Source organism: Rhodococcus sp. BP-332, from assembly GCF_019836065.1.
In the GTDB taxonomy this organism is placed as follows: domain Bacteria; phylum Actinomycetota; class Actinomycetes; order Mycobacteriales; family Mycobacteriaceae; genus Rhodococcoides.
The window spans coordinates 40,271-57,161 of sequence record NZ_JABUEC010000004.1 but is presented as its reverse complement, the minus strand read 5'-3'; the positions used below and the strand labels follow the sequence as shown (position 1 = coordinate 57,161).

The window sequence follows — 16,891 nt, the reverse complement described above, 5'->3', positions numbered from 1 at the left end:
CCACCCTGGTGAGCGACCCGGGTCAAGATGGAGACATGACGTCTTCACACGAGCAGAACTCGGACGGCGGCCGCGCGGACGACAGCGCCGACCACGTCGTCGTCATCGGTCCGGACGGGCAGCCGATCGCGCTCAGTCCCCGCGAGGCGGCGGCCGCCGCGGCCCGCGCGAACGTCACCGGGGCCGGCGACTCGTCGGACGGCGACGATCAGGAATCGCTGGCGGACATGGTCGAGCAACCCGCCAAGGTCATGCGCATCGGCACCATGATCAAGCAGCTCCTCGAGGAGGTGCGCGCGGCACCGCTGGACGACGCCAGCCGCACCCGCCTCAAGGAGATCCACACCTCCTCCATCCGTGAGCTCGAGCAGGGACTCGCGCCGGAGTTGCGCGACGAGCTCCAGCGCCTGGCGTTGCCCTTCGGCGAGGACGCGGTGCCGTCCGACGCCGAGCTCCGCATCGCCCAGGCACAGCTGGTGGGCTGGCTGGAGGGACTGTTCCACGGCATCCAGACTGCACTCTTCGCTCAGCAGATGGCGGCGCGCGCCCAGCTCGAGCAGATGCGCCAGGGTGCACTTCCGCCCGGTGTGTCCATCGGCGGCGGCGGTCAGGGCCAGCACGGGCAGGGCACCGGCCAGTACCTCTGACGGTTCTCGTCTGTAGGGTCGTCGGTCGTGGCAGCACCAGCGATCGACTCGAACACCGGGGACTCGAACTCCGGGGATGCACCCGCGTCCGATTCGCAGACGTTCCGCCGGGCCGTCCGCGATCTCCGGCAGGGCTACGCCCAGCGTGAGCTGTGGCTGAGCCTCGGATGGCAGGACATCAAGCAGCGGTACCGGCGTTCCGTCATCGGCCCGTTCTGGATCACCATCGCCACGGGTGTGCAGGCCGTCGCGATGGGTCTGCTGTACTCGGTCCTCCTCGACATCGACCTGAAGTCGTTCCTGCCCCACGTCACCGTCGGGCTCATCATCTGGAACCTCATCAGCGCGTCGATCCTCGAGGGCGCCGACGTCTTCGTGGCCAACGAGGGCCTGATCAAGCAGCTGCCGTCGGCACTGAGCGTGCACATCTATCGGCTCGTGTGGCGCCAGGTGCTGCTCCTCGGCCACAACATGCTGATCTACCTGATCATGCTCGCGGTGTTCCGTCCCGAGCTGCACTGGACCATCGTCATGGCGATCCCGGCGTTCGGTCTGATCGTCGTCAACATGGTGTGGGTGTCACTGCTCTTCGGCATCATCGCCACCCGCTATCGCGACCTGGCCCCGATCCTCGGCAGCGTCGTCACGCTGCTGTTCTTCATGACGCCGATCGTGTGGACCACGGCGAATCTGCAGAAGATGGGCGGGGCCGCGGCGGACCGCGCGCGCCTGGTGGAGATCAATCCGCTGTTCCACTACCTCGACATCCTGCGCGCGCCCCTGATCGGCGAGGACCAGCAGGCGTACCACTGGTACATCGTGCTGGCGTTCACCGTGGTCGGCCTGGCCGTCACCATGGTGGCGATGCGTACGTTCCGGGCCCGCGTGCCCTACTGGGTCTGATCGGACGAGACACACATGACAGTCAGCATCGAGACGCACGGCGCGTGCGTCGACTTCCCCATCTTCGACGCCAAGACCCGGTCGCTGAAGAAGGCGTTCCTCGGCAAGGCCGGCGGCACCATCGGACGCAACAGCAGTGACGTCGTCGTCGTGGAGGCGCTGCGCGACATCACGCTCTCACTGAAGGAGGGCGACCGCGTCGGACTGGTCGGCCACAACGGTGCGGGCAAGTCGACGCTCCTGCGCCTGCTGGCGGGCATCTACGAACCCACCCGCGGCAGTGCCGTCGTGCGGGGTCGCGTCGCGCCGGTCTTCGACCTGGGCGTCGGCATGGACCCGGAGATCTCCGGCTACGAGAACATCATCATCCGCGGCCTGTTCCTCGGCCAGACACGCAAGCAGATGATGTCGAAGATCGACGAGATCGCCGACTTCACCGAGCTCGGCGAGTACCTCGACATGCCGCTGCGCACCTACTCGACGGGCATGCGCGTGCGCATCGCCATGGGCGTCGTCACGAGCATCGACCCCGAGATCCTGCTGCTCGACGAGGGCATCGGCGCAGTCGACGCCGAGTTCATGAAGAAGGCGCGCACTCGTCTGCAGAAGCTCGTGCAGCGCTCGGGCATCCTCGTCTTCGCCTCGCACTCCAACGAGTTCCTCGCCCAGCTCTGCGATTCGGCGATGTGGATCGATCACGGCCACGTGCGGCAGCAGGGCGGTATCGAGGAGGTCGTGCGGTCGTACGAGGGCGACGACGCGGGAGACCACGTCGCGCACGTCATTCGTGAGCTGGAGGCCGCGGATCGTGGCCAGGCCGATCACGATCCGCATGCCTGAGTTCATCGTCGGCGTGGTGGTCACCCACCGGCGCCGCGAGCTACTGGCCCAGTCCCTCGCCGTCCTGACGTCGCAGACCCGTCCGCTCGACCATCTGATCGTGGTGGACAACGCGAACGAGACAGCGGTCCGCGAGCTCGTCGAGAGCGCGGCCGTGCCGACCACCTACCTCGGGAGCAAGCACAACCTCGGTGGGGCCGGCGGCTTCGCGCTGGGGATGCTGCACGCGCTGTCCCTCGGTGCCGAGCGGGTGTGGCTAGCCGACGACGACGGCAGGCCGGAGGGGCCGGACGTCCTCGCCACGCTCCTCGACTGCGCGGTGCGCCACGGCCTCGACGAGGTCTCCCCCGTCGTGTGCGACATCGACGATCCCGATCACCTCGCGTTCCCGCTGCGACGCGGCACCGCGTGGCGACGGTGGCGGTCCGAACTCGGTGACGAGGAGTTGTTGCCGTCCTACGCGTCGTTGTTCAACGGTGCGTTGTTCTCGGCCGCTGCGATCGACGCCGTCGGTGTCCCCGACCTCCGGCTCTTCGTCCGCGGCGACGAGGTCGAGATCCACCGTCGCCTCACACGCTCGGGGCTGGCTTTCGGCACGTGCCTGCAGACCGCGTACCTGCATCCGAACGGCGCCGACGAGTTCAAGCCGATCCTCGGCGGCCGGATGCACACGCAGTATCCGGACGACGCCACCAAGCGCTATTTCACATACCGCAACCGCGGATACCTGATGGCTCAACCCGGCATGCGCAAGCTTCTCCCGCAGGAATGGGTGCGCTTCGGGTGGTACTTCGTGGTCACACGACGGGACCTCCGCGGCCTGCGCGAGTGGTTGCGTCTGCGCAAGCTCGGCCGGGATGAGTACTTCCGCAAACCCTGAACTACGGTATGTCCCCATGACGAGTGGACGGTGCGGGTGATGCGGTGGAGTCGACGCGTCAGAGCCTCGGCGCGGGGCAAGGTCGTGCAGGCAGTCCAGGACGCCGTGGCACCCGAGGCCGACCGTCGTCACAGTGAGCTGATAGACCTGATCACGGGTCAGGCTAAGACGATCGCCGACCTCCAGGAATCCATCACCACGCTGGAGTTCCGGATGCGCCGCGACATCCCGTTCGCCTCGGACCTCGAGGCCACCGCCTCGAGTGCCGACTTCGTGGAGGACCACCTCCCGCGGACGCCGTCGTTCACCCGTCCCGACCTCACGTTGCGGCACGCCCTGGGTGCGGTGTCCATCGACGGCATGGCACTCGAGTTCGGGGTCGCCACCGGGACCACGCTGGCGATCATCGTCGACGAGTGGCGCCGCGCCGCCAACGTCGGAGTCATCGCCGGCTTCGACACCTTCGAGGGCCTGCCGGAGGACTGGCGCACCGGCTTCGAGGCCGGGACCTTCGCTCAGGACGCTCTACCGGACGTTCCAGGAGCGCACCTGGTGAAGGGCATGTTCCAGCAGACCCTCGGGCCGTTCCTGTCGAAGAACCGCGGCCCGGTCGCGTTCCTGCACCTCGACGCCGACCTGTACTCGTCGACCGACTTCGTCCTGCGTCGTCTCGAGTCACGACTGGTGCCGGGCACCGTCATCGTGTTCGACGAGTTCTTCAACTTCCCCGGCTGGGCCCTGCACGAGTACAAGGCGTGGACCGAGTTCGTCCACCGCACCGGGGTGACGTTCGAGTACCTCGCCTACACGTCCAACAACGAGCAGGTGGCGGTCCGGCTCACCTGACCGATTCGGTGGTCGGAGCGTCGGCGTCGATCCCGTAGAGCCGGGCCCAGTTCTCGCGTGCGATGAGATCGGCACCGGCCGCACGGTACTGCTCCTGCAGAGCAGGAGCCTCCCGCCGCAGACGCCGCATCACCTTGACGGCACGCACCATCAGCGCGACCCCACGTGCTTTGTCCCGCTTGCGGATTCGAACGCCGCCCTGCGATGCGTCGGTGACCACGACGTGGTCGAACCTGGCGATGTGCCACCAGTGGGCGTCCTCGCGCGTGACGCCGACGAGACCGCCGATCGTACGTCCGAGGAACTGGTCGACACCGCGCTTGGCCAACACCGCTCGCATCGCGCTCGGCTGCCCGCCCGCCCGCGAGACCCGCACCTCCGCGGAGGGCACCGGCGCGGTGGCCGCCGGGTGCATGATCGTCTCCGGGTACTCCTTGCGGTCGGCTCGGATACGAGCCATCGCCGCCATGCCGCCGTCGGTCAGATGGTCCGGCCCCGACAGCCAGTCCTCGATACCCTTCAAGGTGGTGTGTGCGAGGCCGTACTGCATTCCGACGACGTACTCGGCGATGTGGCGCAGGAACATTCGCGACAACACCGTCGTGTTCAGGTCGCTGTGCAGAGACCCGACGATCAGCGAGTTACGCGTACTGAAGTACCGCGCCCAGTCGTCGAAGTCCTTCCAGTAGAAGTCGGCGTGCCACACCGCCGCGTTGGGCAGCGTGACGGTCGGGAAGCCCGCACGGCCGGCGCGCACGCCGTACTCCACGTCGTCCCACTGGAAGAACATGGGAAGCGGGAGACCGATCTCCTCGACGACCTCGGACGGGATCAGGCACGTCCACCAGGCGTTGTAGCCGGCGTCGACCCGGCGCTCCTGGTTCTTCTTGATCATGCTCTTGTTGGACAACGCCTTTCCGACGGTGCGGCCGTGCTGCAGGTGCAGGAAGTCCACCTCCTCCGCGCCGACGTTGAGGTAGTCGGGATTGAGCAGGAACAGCATCTGCGCACCGACCAGGGTCGGCTGCGCCGTGACGTTGGCGAAGGCGCTCAGACGCAGCACCGTCTCCGGCTCACACAGGATGTCGTCGTCCATGAGGATGACGTCGACACCGCTCCGAGACGCGGTCACCTCGTACAGTCCGCGTGTGAAGCCGCCCGCACCACCGAGATTGGGCTGCCGGAGGTACACCAGGGTGTCGCCCATCCGCGCCCGCGCATCGGCGAACTCCGGCTGATCCTGCACGAGGTCCGTGCCCTGATCCACGACGTGCACGGTGTCGATCAGCGACAACACCACGTCGTCGGACGCGAGTGCGGCTACCGTGTGCGCACAGTCCGTGGCGCGGTTGAACGTGCAGATGGCAATGGCCACCGGACGTCTCGGCACCGTGGTGGCGTGGGTCCACTCGAGGCCGTCGACGACGGCGGACTCGCCGAACGTCTCGAACTCCAGCCAGAGGGCACCCCCGTCGACGAACTTGTCGAGCGGAGCCTCGAATGTCAGCACGGCGTCGCTCCGCGTCTCCTGCACCGACACGATGCGGCGGTGACCGGCGATGTCCGAGGCCAGCAGTCGCACTCGGACACGGCCGCTCGTCGCGATGCGCAGAGACGCCGTGACCGCGCCGACCGTGGTCCACCGCTGCCAGTAGGACGCCGCGAAGCGCCCGAAGTACGTGTTGGTGTGAGCGAAGGAGTTCTTCGCGAGCGTCATGTCGTGGCGCCTGCGATCCCCGCTGCCCTTCTCGATCACGGCGTACAGATCGGGATTCACTCTGGTGGAGGGACCGAGGAACACACCGCGCTGGAGGGTCAGTGCGTCGGTGGCGATCGTGCGGGGCGTCGAAGACATGAAGTGGAAAACTCCTGAGAGATGACGTGGTGCTGAGGTTTGAGACGGCTAGCCCGGGGCACCCCATTGTTTCTTCGAGACCGGTCTGTGACCTACGATAACAATCCGAACGGCCCCTTCGCGCGTGTGCACGCCGTGTCAGGGCGACAATCGGACCGACGGGTCGCAGGCGGAAGCGAGGAGCGTGTGATCACCGCGCCTATCCATTCCCGCCGCGAGACGAGCATATGGGGACTCGGAACGGCCGCCACCGTCCTTGTTGGGTTCTTCGCCATCCTGATCAGTGACCACCGGTACTTCTACCTTGATGACACCGAGTCCGGAGCTGTAGGAAACTGGTTGGCACTCGGACGCTTGATGCGCGAGGGGCAACTCCTCCCCCTCGTCACCACTCAGTGGATGGCGGGCAACTATCCAGTCGAAGGCCAGGGCGGGCTCTGGAATCCCGTCCAGATGATCATCAACGTCATCGCGCCGTCCTTCGATGACCTAGCCCTGTACGCAGCGCTGGTGAAAATCGGCTTCGCTGTCGTGCTCGCGCTGGGTGTCTTCCGGGTGGCGCTCGCCTACGGTGCACGACCGATGTGGGCTGCGGTGGCAGGAGCAGCCGTTCCGTTCAGCGGCTTCACCTTGTTCTTCGACCAGCCTTCGTGGGTGACCTCGCTGATCGGGATGGCCTGGGTCATTCAAGCGTGGGCCAGTGCCGTCCGGTACGTACGCGGGGATTCCGGTCCCATACCTGTCTTTGCATTCCTGTATCTCGCCATCAGCGTCGGCTACGTCCACGCTGCACTGATGGCTGGCGTCGTCGCAGGCTCGGTCATGATCGGCGAATATCTTCGGGCGCGTCTTCTCGTTCCCGTAATGAAACTGGCAGCCGTTTCCGTAGCCGCCGCCATGTGCGGTGCCATCACGTTTCTGCCTGGAGTTCTCACATCAGGAGTGACCTGGCGATCCGGTGCCCAGGGAACGCTGAACGATAACTTCTTGGTCGCACCGTGGTCGGAAAGCCTCAGCGCAAGCCTACCCACCGCTGTGACCAGCATGGAGTCGTGGGCGACCGAGACCACGATGGCCCCGGTCACGTACATCGCATGGTTTCTCGTGCCTGTCCTCGCATTCGTTGACTGGCGACGCGTTCCCCAGACCCTGCGTGAGATGAGCGGCCCTCTCATCCTTCTGGGTGCACTACTGCTGTTCACCGCAGGTCCGAGTGAGATCGGCCCGATTCGCTGGCCGGCGCGCCTGCTCCCGTTCGTTGCTTGCACGCTGCTGGTGATCGTCACTGTCCTCGTGAGCCGTCACGGTACCTTCCGTGGCCTCCGCGGCCGGCTCATCGCTGCATCGATACTCGTCGGAGTCCTGTTTATCCGCGCTATGTCTTCAGGGCCCCAACTCGCGGGCAGACATCTTCTGTCTGCACTGCTCGTCGGACTGGCCGGCGTCCTGCTGATCGGAGCAACCCGCAAATGGGGTCTGCGCCCGACCGCGGTGGTCTTGATGGTCAGTGTCATCCCGATCGCGCTGTATCAGGTCAACAACTATCCGAAATTATTGTGGCAATGGAAGTTTCCAACGTCGCAGAGCGAAGCGAGAGCTAACTTTCCGGACTGGACCGGAACCACCCTGCAGCTGGGTGACCGAGGCTATACCGGCCGTAGCAGAGCGGAGGCGGCCGAACGTTGGAGCGCTCAGGTGTACGGCAACTTCGCCAAGGTCCTCGACCTGAATTACGTGAGCGCTTACACCCCGGTCGGCAACGAAGCTTTCGGCGACCTGCTGTGCATGAAGTTCGACGGTTCCACGTGTGACGATGCGTACCGCAACACCTTCCGCCCCGACGTCTACACAGGTAAGACAACTGCTGATCTGATGCTGGTAGATCGCGTCGTCGTCCAGAAGGCCCAGTACCCCATGTGGCGCCAGATGCCGGTTCCGGCCGGGTGGAAGTGGGTCGACGTCCCGCGTCCGCAGTCTGATCAGGTGGCTGTGCTCGAGCGCACCGGCGGATACGTTTCGACGCAATCAGGCACGGTGTCAGCCACCGTGAACGCGGACGTCGAGCCGACTGCATCCAGCGCGGTGGACGAAAGCCTCCGTGTGACGTCTCAGGCGGGAGGCAGCGTGATTTTCGCCCGGCTCGCGTGGCCGGGGTACACCGCGACGTTGAACGGCGAACCGCTGCAGACCAGGGGACTCGGGGACACATTCCTGTACGTCGATGTGCCGCCGGGGACGACGGACGCTGAGCTGGCCATCAAGTTCCGCCCACCCGGCTTCAAACTGGGCCTCGCGTCCATGGGTGGCGGATTGGTCGTGCTGGCCGGCTTGGTGGTGCTCGACGCCCGACGCCGTCGAGCGTTATAGGGTCGGCTCTCGTGACTGACGATCAGCTTCCGCACCGGATCTCGGTCATCGTTCCCGTCTACCAGGGTGAGAGGACCCTCGGCCCGTTGACCGACGAGCTCGAGACCCTCACCCGGCCCTTTCTGACCCCCGGTCGCCGACTCGCGGTGGTCGAGGAGGTCCTGTTGGTGTTCGACCACGGCCCGGACGGATCCGCGGCCGTCATCCGAGACCTGGCGGACCGTCACTCGTTCGTCCGCGGAATCTGGCTCAGTCGCAACTTCGGGCAGCACCCCGCGACGCTCGCGGGCATGGCCTCGAGTGGCGGCGAGTGGATCGTCACGATGGACGAGGACGGGCAGCACGATCCCGCCGACATCGGCGGACTTCTCGACACCGCACTCGACGAGCAGGCCTCGGTCGTCTACGCCCGCGGTACCAACGCCGCCCCGCACGGACTGTGGCGCAACGCGACGAGCAAGGGTTCGAAGTGGCTCATCGCCAAGGCGTTGGCCGGTGAGAACACCGTGCAGTACAGCAGCTTCCGCATGGTCGTGGGCGAGGTCGGACGGTCGGTGGCCGCCTACGCCGGATCCGAGGCGTACCTCGACGTCGCACTCGGGTGGATCGCCGGCAGTGTGACCACCAGCCCGGTGACGCTGCGCGAGGAACAGGGACGGCGTTCCGGCTACAACCTGCGGACCCTGCTGTCCCACTTCTGGCGCATGGTTCTCTCCAGCGGCACCAAGGGTTTGCGTCTGGTCAGCGTGCTGGGGGTGGTGTTCGCCGTTCTCGGTCTCGTCCTGGTCGCCTATCTCCTCGTCGTGTACACGTTCTTCGACCCGGACACCGAGGTCCGCGGCTGGGCGTCCACCATGGTCGTCCTGCTGTTCGGATTCGGGGCCACCCTGTTCTCTCTCGGCGTCGTCGCCGAGTACGTCGGCGTCAACGTGAAGACCGCGATGGGAAAGCCTCCCTATCTGATCGTGGGCGATCCGGCTGCCGGGCCACTGGGTCGGGCCGACCGGGTGTCCCCGAGCCCGGACGCCGAGAACCGGGACGCCGAGAACCCCGACCTCTCGTGACGACGTTGTCCTGGGTCGTCGGGAGTGGTGGACTTCTCGGCTCGGCCGTCTCCGCCGAACTCGCCCGTCGTGGGCACCGGGTGGTGACCGAGACGATCCCGTGGCTCGACGAGGACGCGGCGCGCACCGTGATCACCTCTCGCGCGCGAGCGGTGGCCACCTCCGACGCACGCCGCGTCAATGTCGTGTGGTGTGCGGGCGCAGGCGTCAACGGCACGCCGCGCGCGGCCTTCGACCGGGAGAACGACCTGTTCGCGCACGCGTTGGCACAGCTCGAGTCGTATGCGGTCCCGAGGCCGGAGCCTGTCACCGTCTTTCATGCGTCGTCCGCCGGTGGGGTTTACGCGGGCACGCCCGACGCACCGCACGACGAGTCGAGCGCGGTCGCGCCGCTGGGCGAGTACGGCCACGCGAAGCTACGCGCCGAGCAGAGAGCGGTGGACTTCGGTCGACGCACCGATGCGTCGGTGGTGGTCGGCCGCTTCGCCAACCTGTACGGACCGGGACAGAACCTGTCGAAGCCGCAGGGCCTCATCTCCCACCTGTGCCGCGGGTACCTGCTGGCATCACCCATCTCGATCTACGTGCCCATCGACACCCTGCGCGACTACCTCTACATCTCCGATGCGGCAGAGATGGTGGCGGACGCCCTGGACGTCGCCGCGCGGGAGCGCACGGAGCCCGTCACCAAGATCTTCGCCTCGGGGAATGCCGTCACCATCGGCGCCATTCTCGGCGCGTGCAGGTCCGTCTTCCGTCGGCGACCGCTCGTCGTCCAGGCCGCCTCCCCGTTGTCCTCGCTCCAGGGCCGTGACCTGCGTCTTCGATCCACCGTCTGGCCCGAGATCGATCGCAGGACTCACCGCACGCTGCCCGCCGGCATCGCCTCGACGCTGGAGTCCATCCGGTCCTCGCTCCTCGCCGGCCACCGCGGGTGACGAACCCGGAGCGGGTCCGCGAGTTTGTGCCACGGTGAACGCTGCTGAGACACTGCCGTGGTGACCGCCGATCAACCTGCCGACGACGACCGTGTCGTCGTGGACGCGCAGCCGGTCGGCCCGCTCCTCCGCCTGATGGGCAACCAAGGACTCGTCTTTCTCCTGGTGGGCGGCTTCAACACGGTGCTCGGCACCGTCTGGTTCATCGTCTGGCAGCTCGCGATCGGTGACACGCTCGGTTATCACGCCGCGATCGTGCTCGGCTACCTGTGCAACGTGCTGACTGCCTTCTGCACGAATCGCTACCTCGTCTTCCGGGTGCGGGGACACGTGCTTCGCGACTTCTGGCGCTTCGTGGTGGTCAACTCCGGGGCCTTCGCGGTGAACCTCGCCGCGATGACCGTCGCCGTCTCGGTACTCGGATTCGCACCCATCCCGTCCCAGCTGGTCATCACGTTGCTCACCGCCTGCATCAGCTTCTTCGGCTACCGCGACTTCTCGTTCAAGCGCTCGTCCTCGGTGAAAGGTTCCTGACATGGCACCCCGCGTGTCGATCGTGGTCCCGGCGTACAACAACGCCGACTTCATCGGCGAGACCATCGAGTCGATCCTGAGTCAGACCTACCGAGACTTCGAGCTGGTGATCGCCGATCACGCGTCGACCGACTCCACCCTCGACGTCATCGCCCGCTACGACGACGATCGCATCCGCGTCGAGCACACCGAGGCCGGCGGCGGAGCGAAACGCAACTGGGACAGAGTGAGTCGACTGGCCACGGGCGAACTGATCAAACTCGTGTGCGGCGACGACACGATCACCGAGACGTCGATCGCCGACCAGGTCGCCGCGTTCGACGCGCACCCGTCGGCCGTCCTGGTGGCGTCGCAACGCACGCTCGTCGACGCCGCCGGCAAGACCATCATCGCCACGCGTGGACTGGGAAAGTTGTCCGGCCTCGTCGACGGACGCACGGCCGCACGCACCGCGGTGCTCGCCGGCTCCAACATCTTCGGTGAGCCGGGATGCGTCCTGATGCGACGAGACGCCCTCGCCGACATCGGCTGGTGGGACAACGACCACCCGTTCCTCATCGATCAGGCGACCTTCACGGAGGTCGCACTCACAGGTGACGTGGTGGCCATCCGCTCGTCGCTCGCGGCGTTCCGCATCAATGCCGGGCAGTGGAGCGTGCGCCTGGCGCGGGAACAGGCGGGGCAGGCCGCGGGATTCCATCGGAAACTGCGCGCGGCCTACCCGGACCTGCTGTCCGAGAACGACGTTCGTATCGGTAATGCTCGCGCGCTCGTGACGTCGTTCCTTCGCCGCGCGGTGTACGTGCTGCTGCGGCGACGCATCACGCACCAGCCGCCGGAACCCGTCTGATCAGAGCGTCCGTTCGCCGGCCGATGCGTAGGCCGCTTCGGTCGCGGCTTTCTGCGGCGCCCACCAGGATTCGTTGTCGCGGTACCAGTCGATGGTGGCGGCGAGTCCGCTGCGGAAGTCGGAGTAGCGGGGTGTCCAGCCGAGTTCGGTGCGCAGGCGGGTGCTGTCGATGGCGTAGCGCAGGTCGTGGCCGGGGCGGTCGGTGACGAAGTCGAAGTCGTTCTTGTCGTGGCCGCAGAGTTCGAGGATGGTCTCGACGACGGTGCGGTTGTCGACCTCGCCGTCGGCGCCGATGAGGTAGGTCTGGCCGAGGGCGCCCTTGTCGATGATGGTCCAGACGGCGGTGTTGTGGTCCTCGACGTGGATCCAGTCGCGGACGTTGAGTCCGGCGCCGTAGAGCTTGGGGCGGATGCCGGTGAGGACGCCGGTGATCTGGCGGGGGATGAACTTCTCGACGTGCTGGTAGGGCCCGTAGTTGTTGGAGCAGTTGGAGATGGTGGCGCGGACGCCGAAGGAGCGGGTCCAGGCTCGCACCAGCAGGTCGCTGGAGGCTTTGGTGGAGGAGTACGGCGAGGAGGGGTTGTAGGGGGTGTTCTCGGTGAACCGGGCGGGGTCGTCGAGTTCGAGGTCGCCGTAGACCTCGTCGGTGCTGATGTGGTGGTAGCGGACGTCGTGGGTGCGGACGGCTTGGAGGAGGGTGGTGGTGCCGACGATGTTGGTGTGGACGAACGGCCAGGGGTCGCCGAGGGAGTTGTCGTTGTGGGATTCGGCGGCGAAGTGGACGACGAGGTCGGTGTCGGCGACGAGGCGGTTCACGAGGGCGGTGTCGGTGATGTCGCCGTGGACGAAGGTGATGCGGTCGGCGACAGGCTGGAGGGAGGCTTTGTTGCCGGCGTAGGTGAGGGCGTCGAGGACGGTGATCTCGATGTCGGGGCGGGTGCGGGCGGTCAGGTGCACGAAGTTCGCGCCGATGAACCCGGCGCCGCCGGTCACGAGCATTCTCATGGGCGGCACTTTACGTGGGAGAGCGGCGCGAAGCGCAGTCTGAAAGACTCGACCATCATGCGAGGAATCATTCTGGCCGGTGGCACGGGGTCGCGGCTGCATCCGATCACTCAGGGCGTGAGCAAGCAGTTGGTGCCCGTCTACGACAAACCGATGATCTACTACCCGCTGACCACGCTCATGCTCGCCGGGATCCGCGACATCCTGATCATCACCACCACGCAGGATGCCGAGCAGTTCCAGCGGCTGCTCGGTGACGGCTCCCAGTTCGGCATCTCGCTGACCTACAAGGTGCAACACGAACCCAACGGCCTCGCGCAGGCGTTCGTGCTGGGCGCCGAGCACATCGGCACCGAGGGCGCCGCACTGGTGCTGGGGGACAACATCTTCTACGGCCCCGGCCTGGGAACGCAGCTGAGCCGGTTCGGGGACATCGACGGCGGCGCGGTGTTCGCCTACGAGGTCTCCGACCCCACCGCGTACGGGGTCATCGAATTCGACGAGAGCGGCACCGCCCTGTCCTTGGAGGAGAAGCCGACGCACCCGCGGTCGAACTACGCGGTACCGGGGCTGTACTTCTACGACAACGACGTCATCGCCATCGCCCGCGACCTCGCCCCCTCCGCTCGCGGGGAGTACGAGATCACCGACGTCAACCGCCACTACCTCGAGGCGGGGACCCTGCAGGTGCAGGTGCTGCCCCGCGGCACCGCGTGGCTCGACACCGGCACCTTCGAATCGCTCCTCGACGCCTCCAACTACGTGCGCACCATCGAACAGCGCCAAGGCCTCAAGATCGGCGCCCCCGAGGAGGTGGCGTGGCGACGCGGGTTCATCACCGACGACGACCTGCGCGCCCGCGCGCAGACACTGCTCAAGTCCGGATACGGGGCATACCTGCTGGACCTGCTCGAGAGAGGACACCGACCGTGAGCTTCCGCGAACTGCGCGTCCCCGGGGCGTTCGAATTCACTCCCCGCCAGTTCGGCGACGACCGCGGGGTGTTCTTCGAATGGCACAAGGACTCCGCCTTCACCGCCGCCGTCGGGCACCCCCTGGAACTGCTGCAGGCCAACTGCTCGGTCTCCGCCGCCGGTGCGCTCCGCGGGATTCACGTCACCGTCGACCCACCCGGGCAGGCCAAGTACGTCACCTGCACCCGCGGCGCGTTCCTCGACGTCGTGGTCGACCTCCGCAAGGACTCACCGACGTACGGCACCTGGGACTCGGTGCTCATCGACGACGTCGACCGCCGCGCGGTGTACCTGCCCGTCGGGCTCGGGCACGCGATCCTCTCCCTCGAGGACCACTCCACGGTGATGTACCTGTGCAGCCTCGAGTACACCCCCGGAGCGGACCGCGACATCCACCCGCTCGACCCCGACCTCGCCATCGACTGGCCCACCCACGGCCGCGACGGCACACCCCTGACCTACCAACTCTCCGACAAGGACGCCGCGGCACCCGCCTTCAAGGACTGGGCCTAGCGCAGCTTGAAGATCACCGCTCGCTGGACCACGAAGTTGATCACCGTCGCGGTGCCCTGCGCGATGACGAACGCCGCGGCGCTGTAGAGGATCGTCTCGGGCCACAGGTGCCCGAACAGCGTGTACAGCACGTTCTGGACACCGAACGTCGCCGCGTACAGGACGACGACGGCCACGAACCGCGCCCGCGACGGCGGTGCCGCGAACGTCCAACGCCGGTTGATCAGGTACGCGACGGTGGTGCCCACGACGAATCCCGCGGCCTTGGCCAGCGAGAGCTGCACGTCCAGGCCGTACTGCAGCGCGATGGTGATGGAGAAGTCGACGACGGCCGACAGCACCCCGGTGACGAGGAACCGGACGATCTGGGTCCGCAGATCCAGCGCGTCGTCGGCGGTGTTCTCCGTGACGGGGATCTCGACGGGCAGAGGAAGGCGCTGGTGATCGTCTGATGACACAGAGCGTCAGCGTACTGGCCCTCTCACTGCCTGTAACCTGACGAACGATGTCCATCACCGAATTGCCACCCACCAGTGCGCGCACCCTCACCGGGTGGGCACGTACCTCGCCCACCACGGCGCAGGTGCTGACCACGTCCGATCCCGAGATCGTGGCCGCCGCCGTCCTCCGGGTCGCGGAGCAGAACGAGAGCAAGCCGTCCCATCTGCGGCGCGGCGTCATCGCCCGCGGACTCGGCCGTTCGTACGGTGACAACGCGCAGAACGGCGGCGGGCTCGTCGTCGACATGAGCGCACTGAACCGCATCCACTCGATGGACGCGGAGACGCACATCGTCGATGTGGACGGTGGAGTGAGCCTGGACCAGCTGATGCGTGCGGCACTGCCGTTCGGGTTGTGGGTCCCCGTGCTCCCCGGCACTCGTCAGGTGACCATCGGCGGCGCCATCGGGTGTGACATCCACGGCAAGAACCATCACAGCGCCGGCAGCTTCGGCAATCACGTGCGCTCGATGGAGCTACTGCTCGCGGACGGCACAGTCCGCCACATCACGCCCGACGGCGACGACGCGCCGCTGTTCTGGGCCACGGTGGGCGGAAACGGCCTGACCGGCATCATCCTGCGGGCGACCATCGAGATGACGCCGACCGAGACCGCGTACTTCATCGCCGACGGCGACGTGACGGCGAGCCTCGACGAGACCATCGCGATCCACAGCGACGGCAGCGAGAGCCGATACGACTACTCGAGCGCCTGGTTCGACGCCATCTCGGGTCCGCCGAAGCTGGGACGTGCGGCGCTGTCGCGCGGATCGCTCGCGACCCTGGACCAGCTGCCGGCGAAGCTGCAGAAGGATCCGCTGCGCTTCAGCGCGAAGCCGCTGCTGACCTTCCCCGACGTGTTCCCCAACGGCCTCGCGAACAAGTACACGTTCGGACCCATCGGCGAGCTCTGGTACCGCAAGTCGGGTACCTACCGCGGCAAGGTGCAGAACTTGACGCAGTTCTATCACCCGCTCGACATGTTCGGGGAGTGGAACAGGGCCTACGGCCCGGCCGGATTCCTGCAGTACCAGTTCGTGGTGCCGCCGCAGGCCGTCGGCGAGTTCAAGAAGATCATTCACGACATCCAGCGCTCGGGGCACTACTCGTTCCTCAACGTCTTCAAGCTCTTCGGGCCGGGAAACCAAGCGCCATTGAGCTTTCCGATCGAGGGCTGGAACGTCTGCGTCGACTTCCCGATCAAGGAGGGTCTCGGCGCGTTCGTCGCGGACCTCGACCGGCGGGTGCTCGAGTTCGGCGGACGGCTCTACACAGCCAAGGACTCCCGGACGTCCGCGGACACGTTCCACGCGATGTACCCGCGCATCGACGAGTGGATCGCCGTTCGGCGGTCCGTCGACCCCACAGGCGTCTTCGCCTCGGATATGGCCAGAAGGTTGGAACTGCTGTGACGATCGATGCTGTGGGCGACCCGCAGACCATTCTCGTACTGGGTGGCACGAGCGAGATCGGCCTCGCGATCACCGAGGAGTACCTCTCGACGTCGTCGGCTCGCGTGATTCTCGCGGCGCTGCCCAACGATCCCCTGCGTGACGCGGCCGTCGCTCAGCTGACGGCCAAGGGCGCCAAGTCCGTCGAGGTCATCGACTTCGACGCGCTCGACACAGCGTCGCACCCGAAGGTCATCGACGAGGCCTGGTCGAAGGGCGACGTCGACGTCGCGATCGTGGCGTTCGCGGTGGACTTCGATCCGGAACTGCTGTGGCAGGACCAGAACAAGGCCGTGCTCACGGCCAACATCAACTACACCGCGTCGGTGTCGGTGGGTGTGCTCCTCGGCGAGAAGATGAAGGCGCAGGCCTTCGGCCGCATCATCGTCATGTCCTCCGTCGCGGGCGAGCGCGTGCGCCGCTCCAACTTCGTCTACGGCTCCACCAAGGCCGGACTCGACGGGTTCTACCTCGGCCTCGGGGAAGCCCTGCGCGAGTTCGGACCTCGCGTCACCGTCATCCGTCCGGGCATGGTGCGCACCAAGTTCAGCGCGCACGTCAAGGAAGCACCGCTGACGGTGGACAAGGAGGACATCGCCAAACTGGCCGTGTCCGCGTCCCGCAAGGGCAAGGATCTGGTGTGGGCTCCGGGGCCCTTCCGCTTCGTCATGATGGCGCTGCGGCACGTCCCGCGTCCGATCTTCCGCAAACTCCCCATCTGAGC

Annotated in this window: 17 protein-coding genes; 14 read left to right on the top strand and 3 right to left on the bottom strand. The window is 66.6% G+C overall.

Going from position 1 to position 16,891, the window contains the following annotated elements; all coding sequences use genetic code 11:
- The first annotated feature begins 35 nt into the window (after nucleotides 1-35).
- From HQ314_RS15470 to HQ314_RS15450, 5 genes are read left to right on the top strand one after another with little or no spacing between them, the layout of a single operon-like run.
- Entirely contained in the window at nucleotides 36-647 is a 612-nt protein-coding gene (locus tag HQ314_RS15470; protein ID WP_051613544.1) for a bacterial proteasome activator family protein, read from the top strand.
- 27 nt (nucleotides 648-674) lie between these two features.
- Entirely contained in the window at nucleotides 675-1,550 is an 876-nt protein-coding gene (locus HQ314_RS15465; RefSeq protein ID WP_027506560.1) for an ABC transporter permease, read from the top strand.
- Between the two features lie 15 nt (nucleotides 1,551-1,565).
- Entirely contained in the window at nucleotides 1,566-2,390 is an 825-nt protein-coding gene (locus HQ314_RS15460) for an ABC transporter ATP-binding protein (protein WP_056443150.1), read from the top strand.
- Nucleotides 2,383-3,270, top strand: coding sequence for a glycosyltransferase (locus tag HQ314_RS15455; RefSeq protein WP_056444218.1), 888 nt, complete (start codon nucleotides 2,383-2,385; stop codon nucleotides 3,268-3,270). The genes HQ314_RS15460 and HQ314_RS15455 overlap by 8 nt, the downstream gene beginning before the upstream one ends.
- 39 nt (nucleotides 3,271-3,309) lie before the next feature.
- Nucleotides 3,310-4,116 carry a class I SAM-dependent methyltransferase gene (locus HQ314_RS15450; RefSeq protein ID WP_027506557.1) on the top strand — a complete coding sequence of 269 codons (807 nt, stop codon included), beginning with the start codon at nucleotides 3,310-3,312 and terminating at the stop codon, nucleotides 4,114-4,116.
- Here HQ314_RS15450 and HQ314_RS15445 read toward each other — a convergent pair.
- Nucleotides 4,109-5,971 (bottom strand): glycosyltransferase, encoded by a 1,863-nt coding sequence (locus HQ314_RS15445; protein ID WP_222650541.1) that lies wholly within the window; start codon nucleotides 5,969-5,971, stop codon nucleotides 4,109-4,111. The genes HQ314_RS15450 and HQ314_RS15445 overlap by 8 nt on opposite strands.
- A 186-nt stretch (nucleotides 5,972-6,157) precedes the next feature.
- On the opposite strand from HQ314_RS15445, the gene HQ314_RS15440 reads away from it, so the two are divergent.
- From HQ314_RS15440 to HQ314_RS15420, 5 genes are read left to right on the top strand one after another with little or no spacing between them, the layout of a single operon-like run.
- The gene (locus HQ314_RS15440) at nucleotides 6,158-8,338 is read left to right on the top strand and encodes a YfhO family protein (protein WP_222650540.1); all 2,181 of its coding nucleotides are present in this window, start codon (nucleotides 6,158-6,160) and stop codon (nucleotides 8,336-8,338) included.
- 38 nt (nucleotides 8,339-8,376) lie between these two features.
- Nucleotides 8,377-9,402 carry a glycosyltransferase gene (locus HQ314_RS15435; protein ID WP_056444213.1) on the top strand — a complete coding sequence of 342 codons (1,026 nt, stop codon included), beginning with the start codon at nucleotides 8,377-8,379 and terminating at the stop codon, nucleotides 9,400-9,402.
- Nucleotides 9,399-10,340, top strand: coding sequence for an NAD(P)-dependent oxidoreductase (locus HQ314_RS15430; protein WP_056443141.1), 942 nt, complete (start codon nucleotides 9,399-9,401; stop codon nucleotides 10,338-10,340). The genes HQ314_RS15435 and HQ314_RS15430 overlap by 4 nt, the downstream gene beginning before the upstream one ends.
- A 60-nt stretch (nucleotides 10,341-10,400) precedes the next feature.
- Nucleotides 10,401-10,874, top strand: a complete 474-nt coding sequence (locus tag HQ314_RS15425; protein ID WP_231476428.1) for a GtrA family protein — start codon at nucleotides 10,401-10,403, stop codon at nucleotides 10,872-10,874.
- A gap of 1 nt (nucleotide 10,875) precedes the next feature.
- On the top strand, nucleotides 10,876-11,724 hold the full coding sequence (locus tag HQ314_RS15420; protein WP_222650539.1) for a glycosyltransferase: 849 nt from the start codon (nucleotides 10,876-10,878) through the stop codon (nucleotides 11,722-11,724).
- Here HQ314_RS15420 and rfbB read toward each other — a convergent pair whose 3' ends face one another.
- Nucleotides 11,725-12,729, bottom strand: coding sequence for a dTDP-glucose 4,6-dehydratase (gene rfbB / locus HQ314_RS15415; RefSeq protein ID WP_222650538.1), 1,005 nt, complete (start codon nucleotides 12,727-12,729; stop codon nucleotides 11,725-11,727).
- 57 nt (nucleotides 12,730-12,786) lie between these two features.
- Here rfbB and rfbA point away from each other — a divergent pair, with 57 nt between their 5' ends.
- The gene (gene rfbA, locus HQ314_RS15410) at nucleotides 12,787-13,662 is read left to right on the top strand and encodes a glucose-1-phosphate thymidylyltransferase RfbA (protein ID WP_222650537.1); all 876 of its coding nucleotides are present in this window, start codon (nucleotides 12,787-12,789) and stop codon (nucleotides 13,660-13,662) included.
- The gene (locus tag HQ314_RS15405; protein WP_222650536.1) at nucleotides 13,659-14,216 is read left to right on the top strand and encodes a dTDP-4-dehydrorhamnose 3,5-epimerase family protein; all 558 of its coding nucleotides are present in this window, start codon (nucleotides 13,659-13,661) and stop codon (nucleotides 14,214-14,216) included. The genes rfbA and HQ314_RS15405 overlap by 4 nt, the downstream gene beginning before the upstream one ends.
- Here the strand turns inward: HQ314_RS15405 and HQ314_RS15400 are convergent.
- Nucleotides 14,213-14,674 (bottom strand): GtrA family protein, encoded by a 462-nt coding sequence (locus HQ314_RS15400; RefSeq protein ID WP_082544389.1) that lies wholly within the window; start codon nucleotides 14,672-14,674, stop codon nucleotides 14,213-14,215. The genes HQ314_RS15405 and HQ314_RS15400 overlap by 4 nt on opposite strands.
- Before the next feature lie 47 nt (nucleotides 14,675-14,721).
- Here HQ314_RS15400 and HQ314_RS15395 point away from each other — a divergent pair, with 47 nt between their 5' ends.
- Together HQ314_RS15395 and HQ314_RS15390 are read left to right on the top strand one after the other, a co-directional pair.
- Entirely contained in the window at nucleotides 14,722-16,128 is a 1,407-nt protein-coding gene (locus HQ314_RS15395; RefSeq protein ID WP_056443121.1) for an FAD-binding oxidoreductase, read from the top strand.
- Entirely contained in the window at nucleotides 16,125-16,889 is a 765-nt protein-coding gene (locus tag HQ314_RS15390) for a decaprenylphospho-beta-D-erythro-pentofuranosid-2-ulose 2-reductase (RefSeq protein WP_027507284.1), read from the top strand. The genes HQ314_RS15395 and HQ314_RS15390 overlap by 4 nt, the downstream gene beginning before the upstream one ends.
- Nucleotides 16,890-16,891 lie beyond the last annotated feature (2 nt).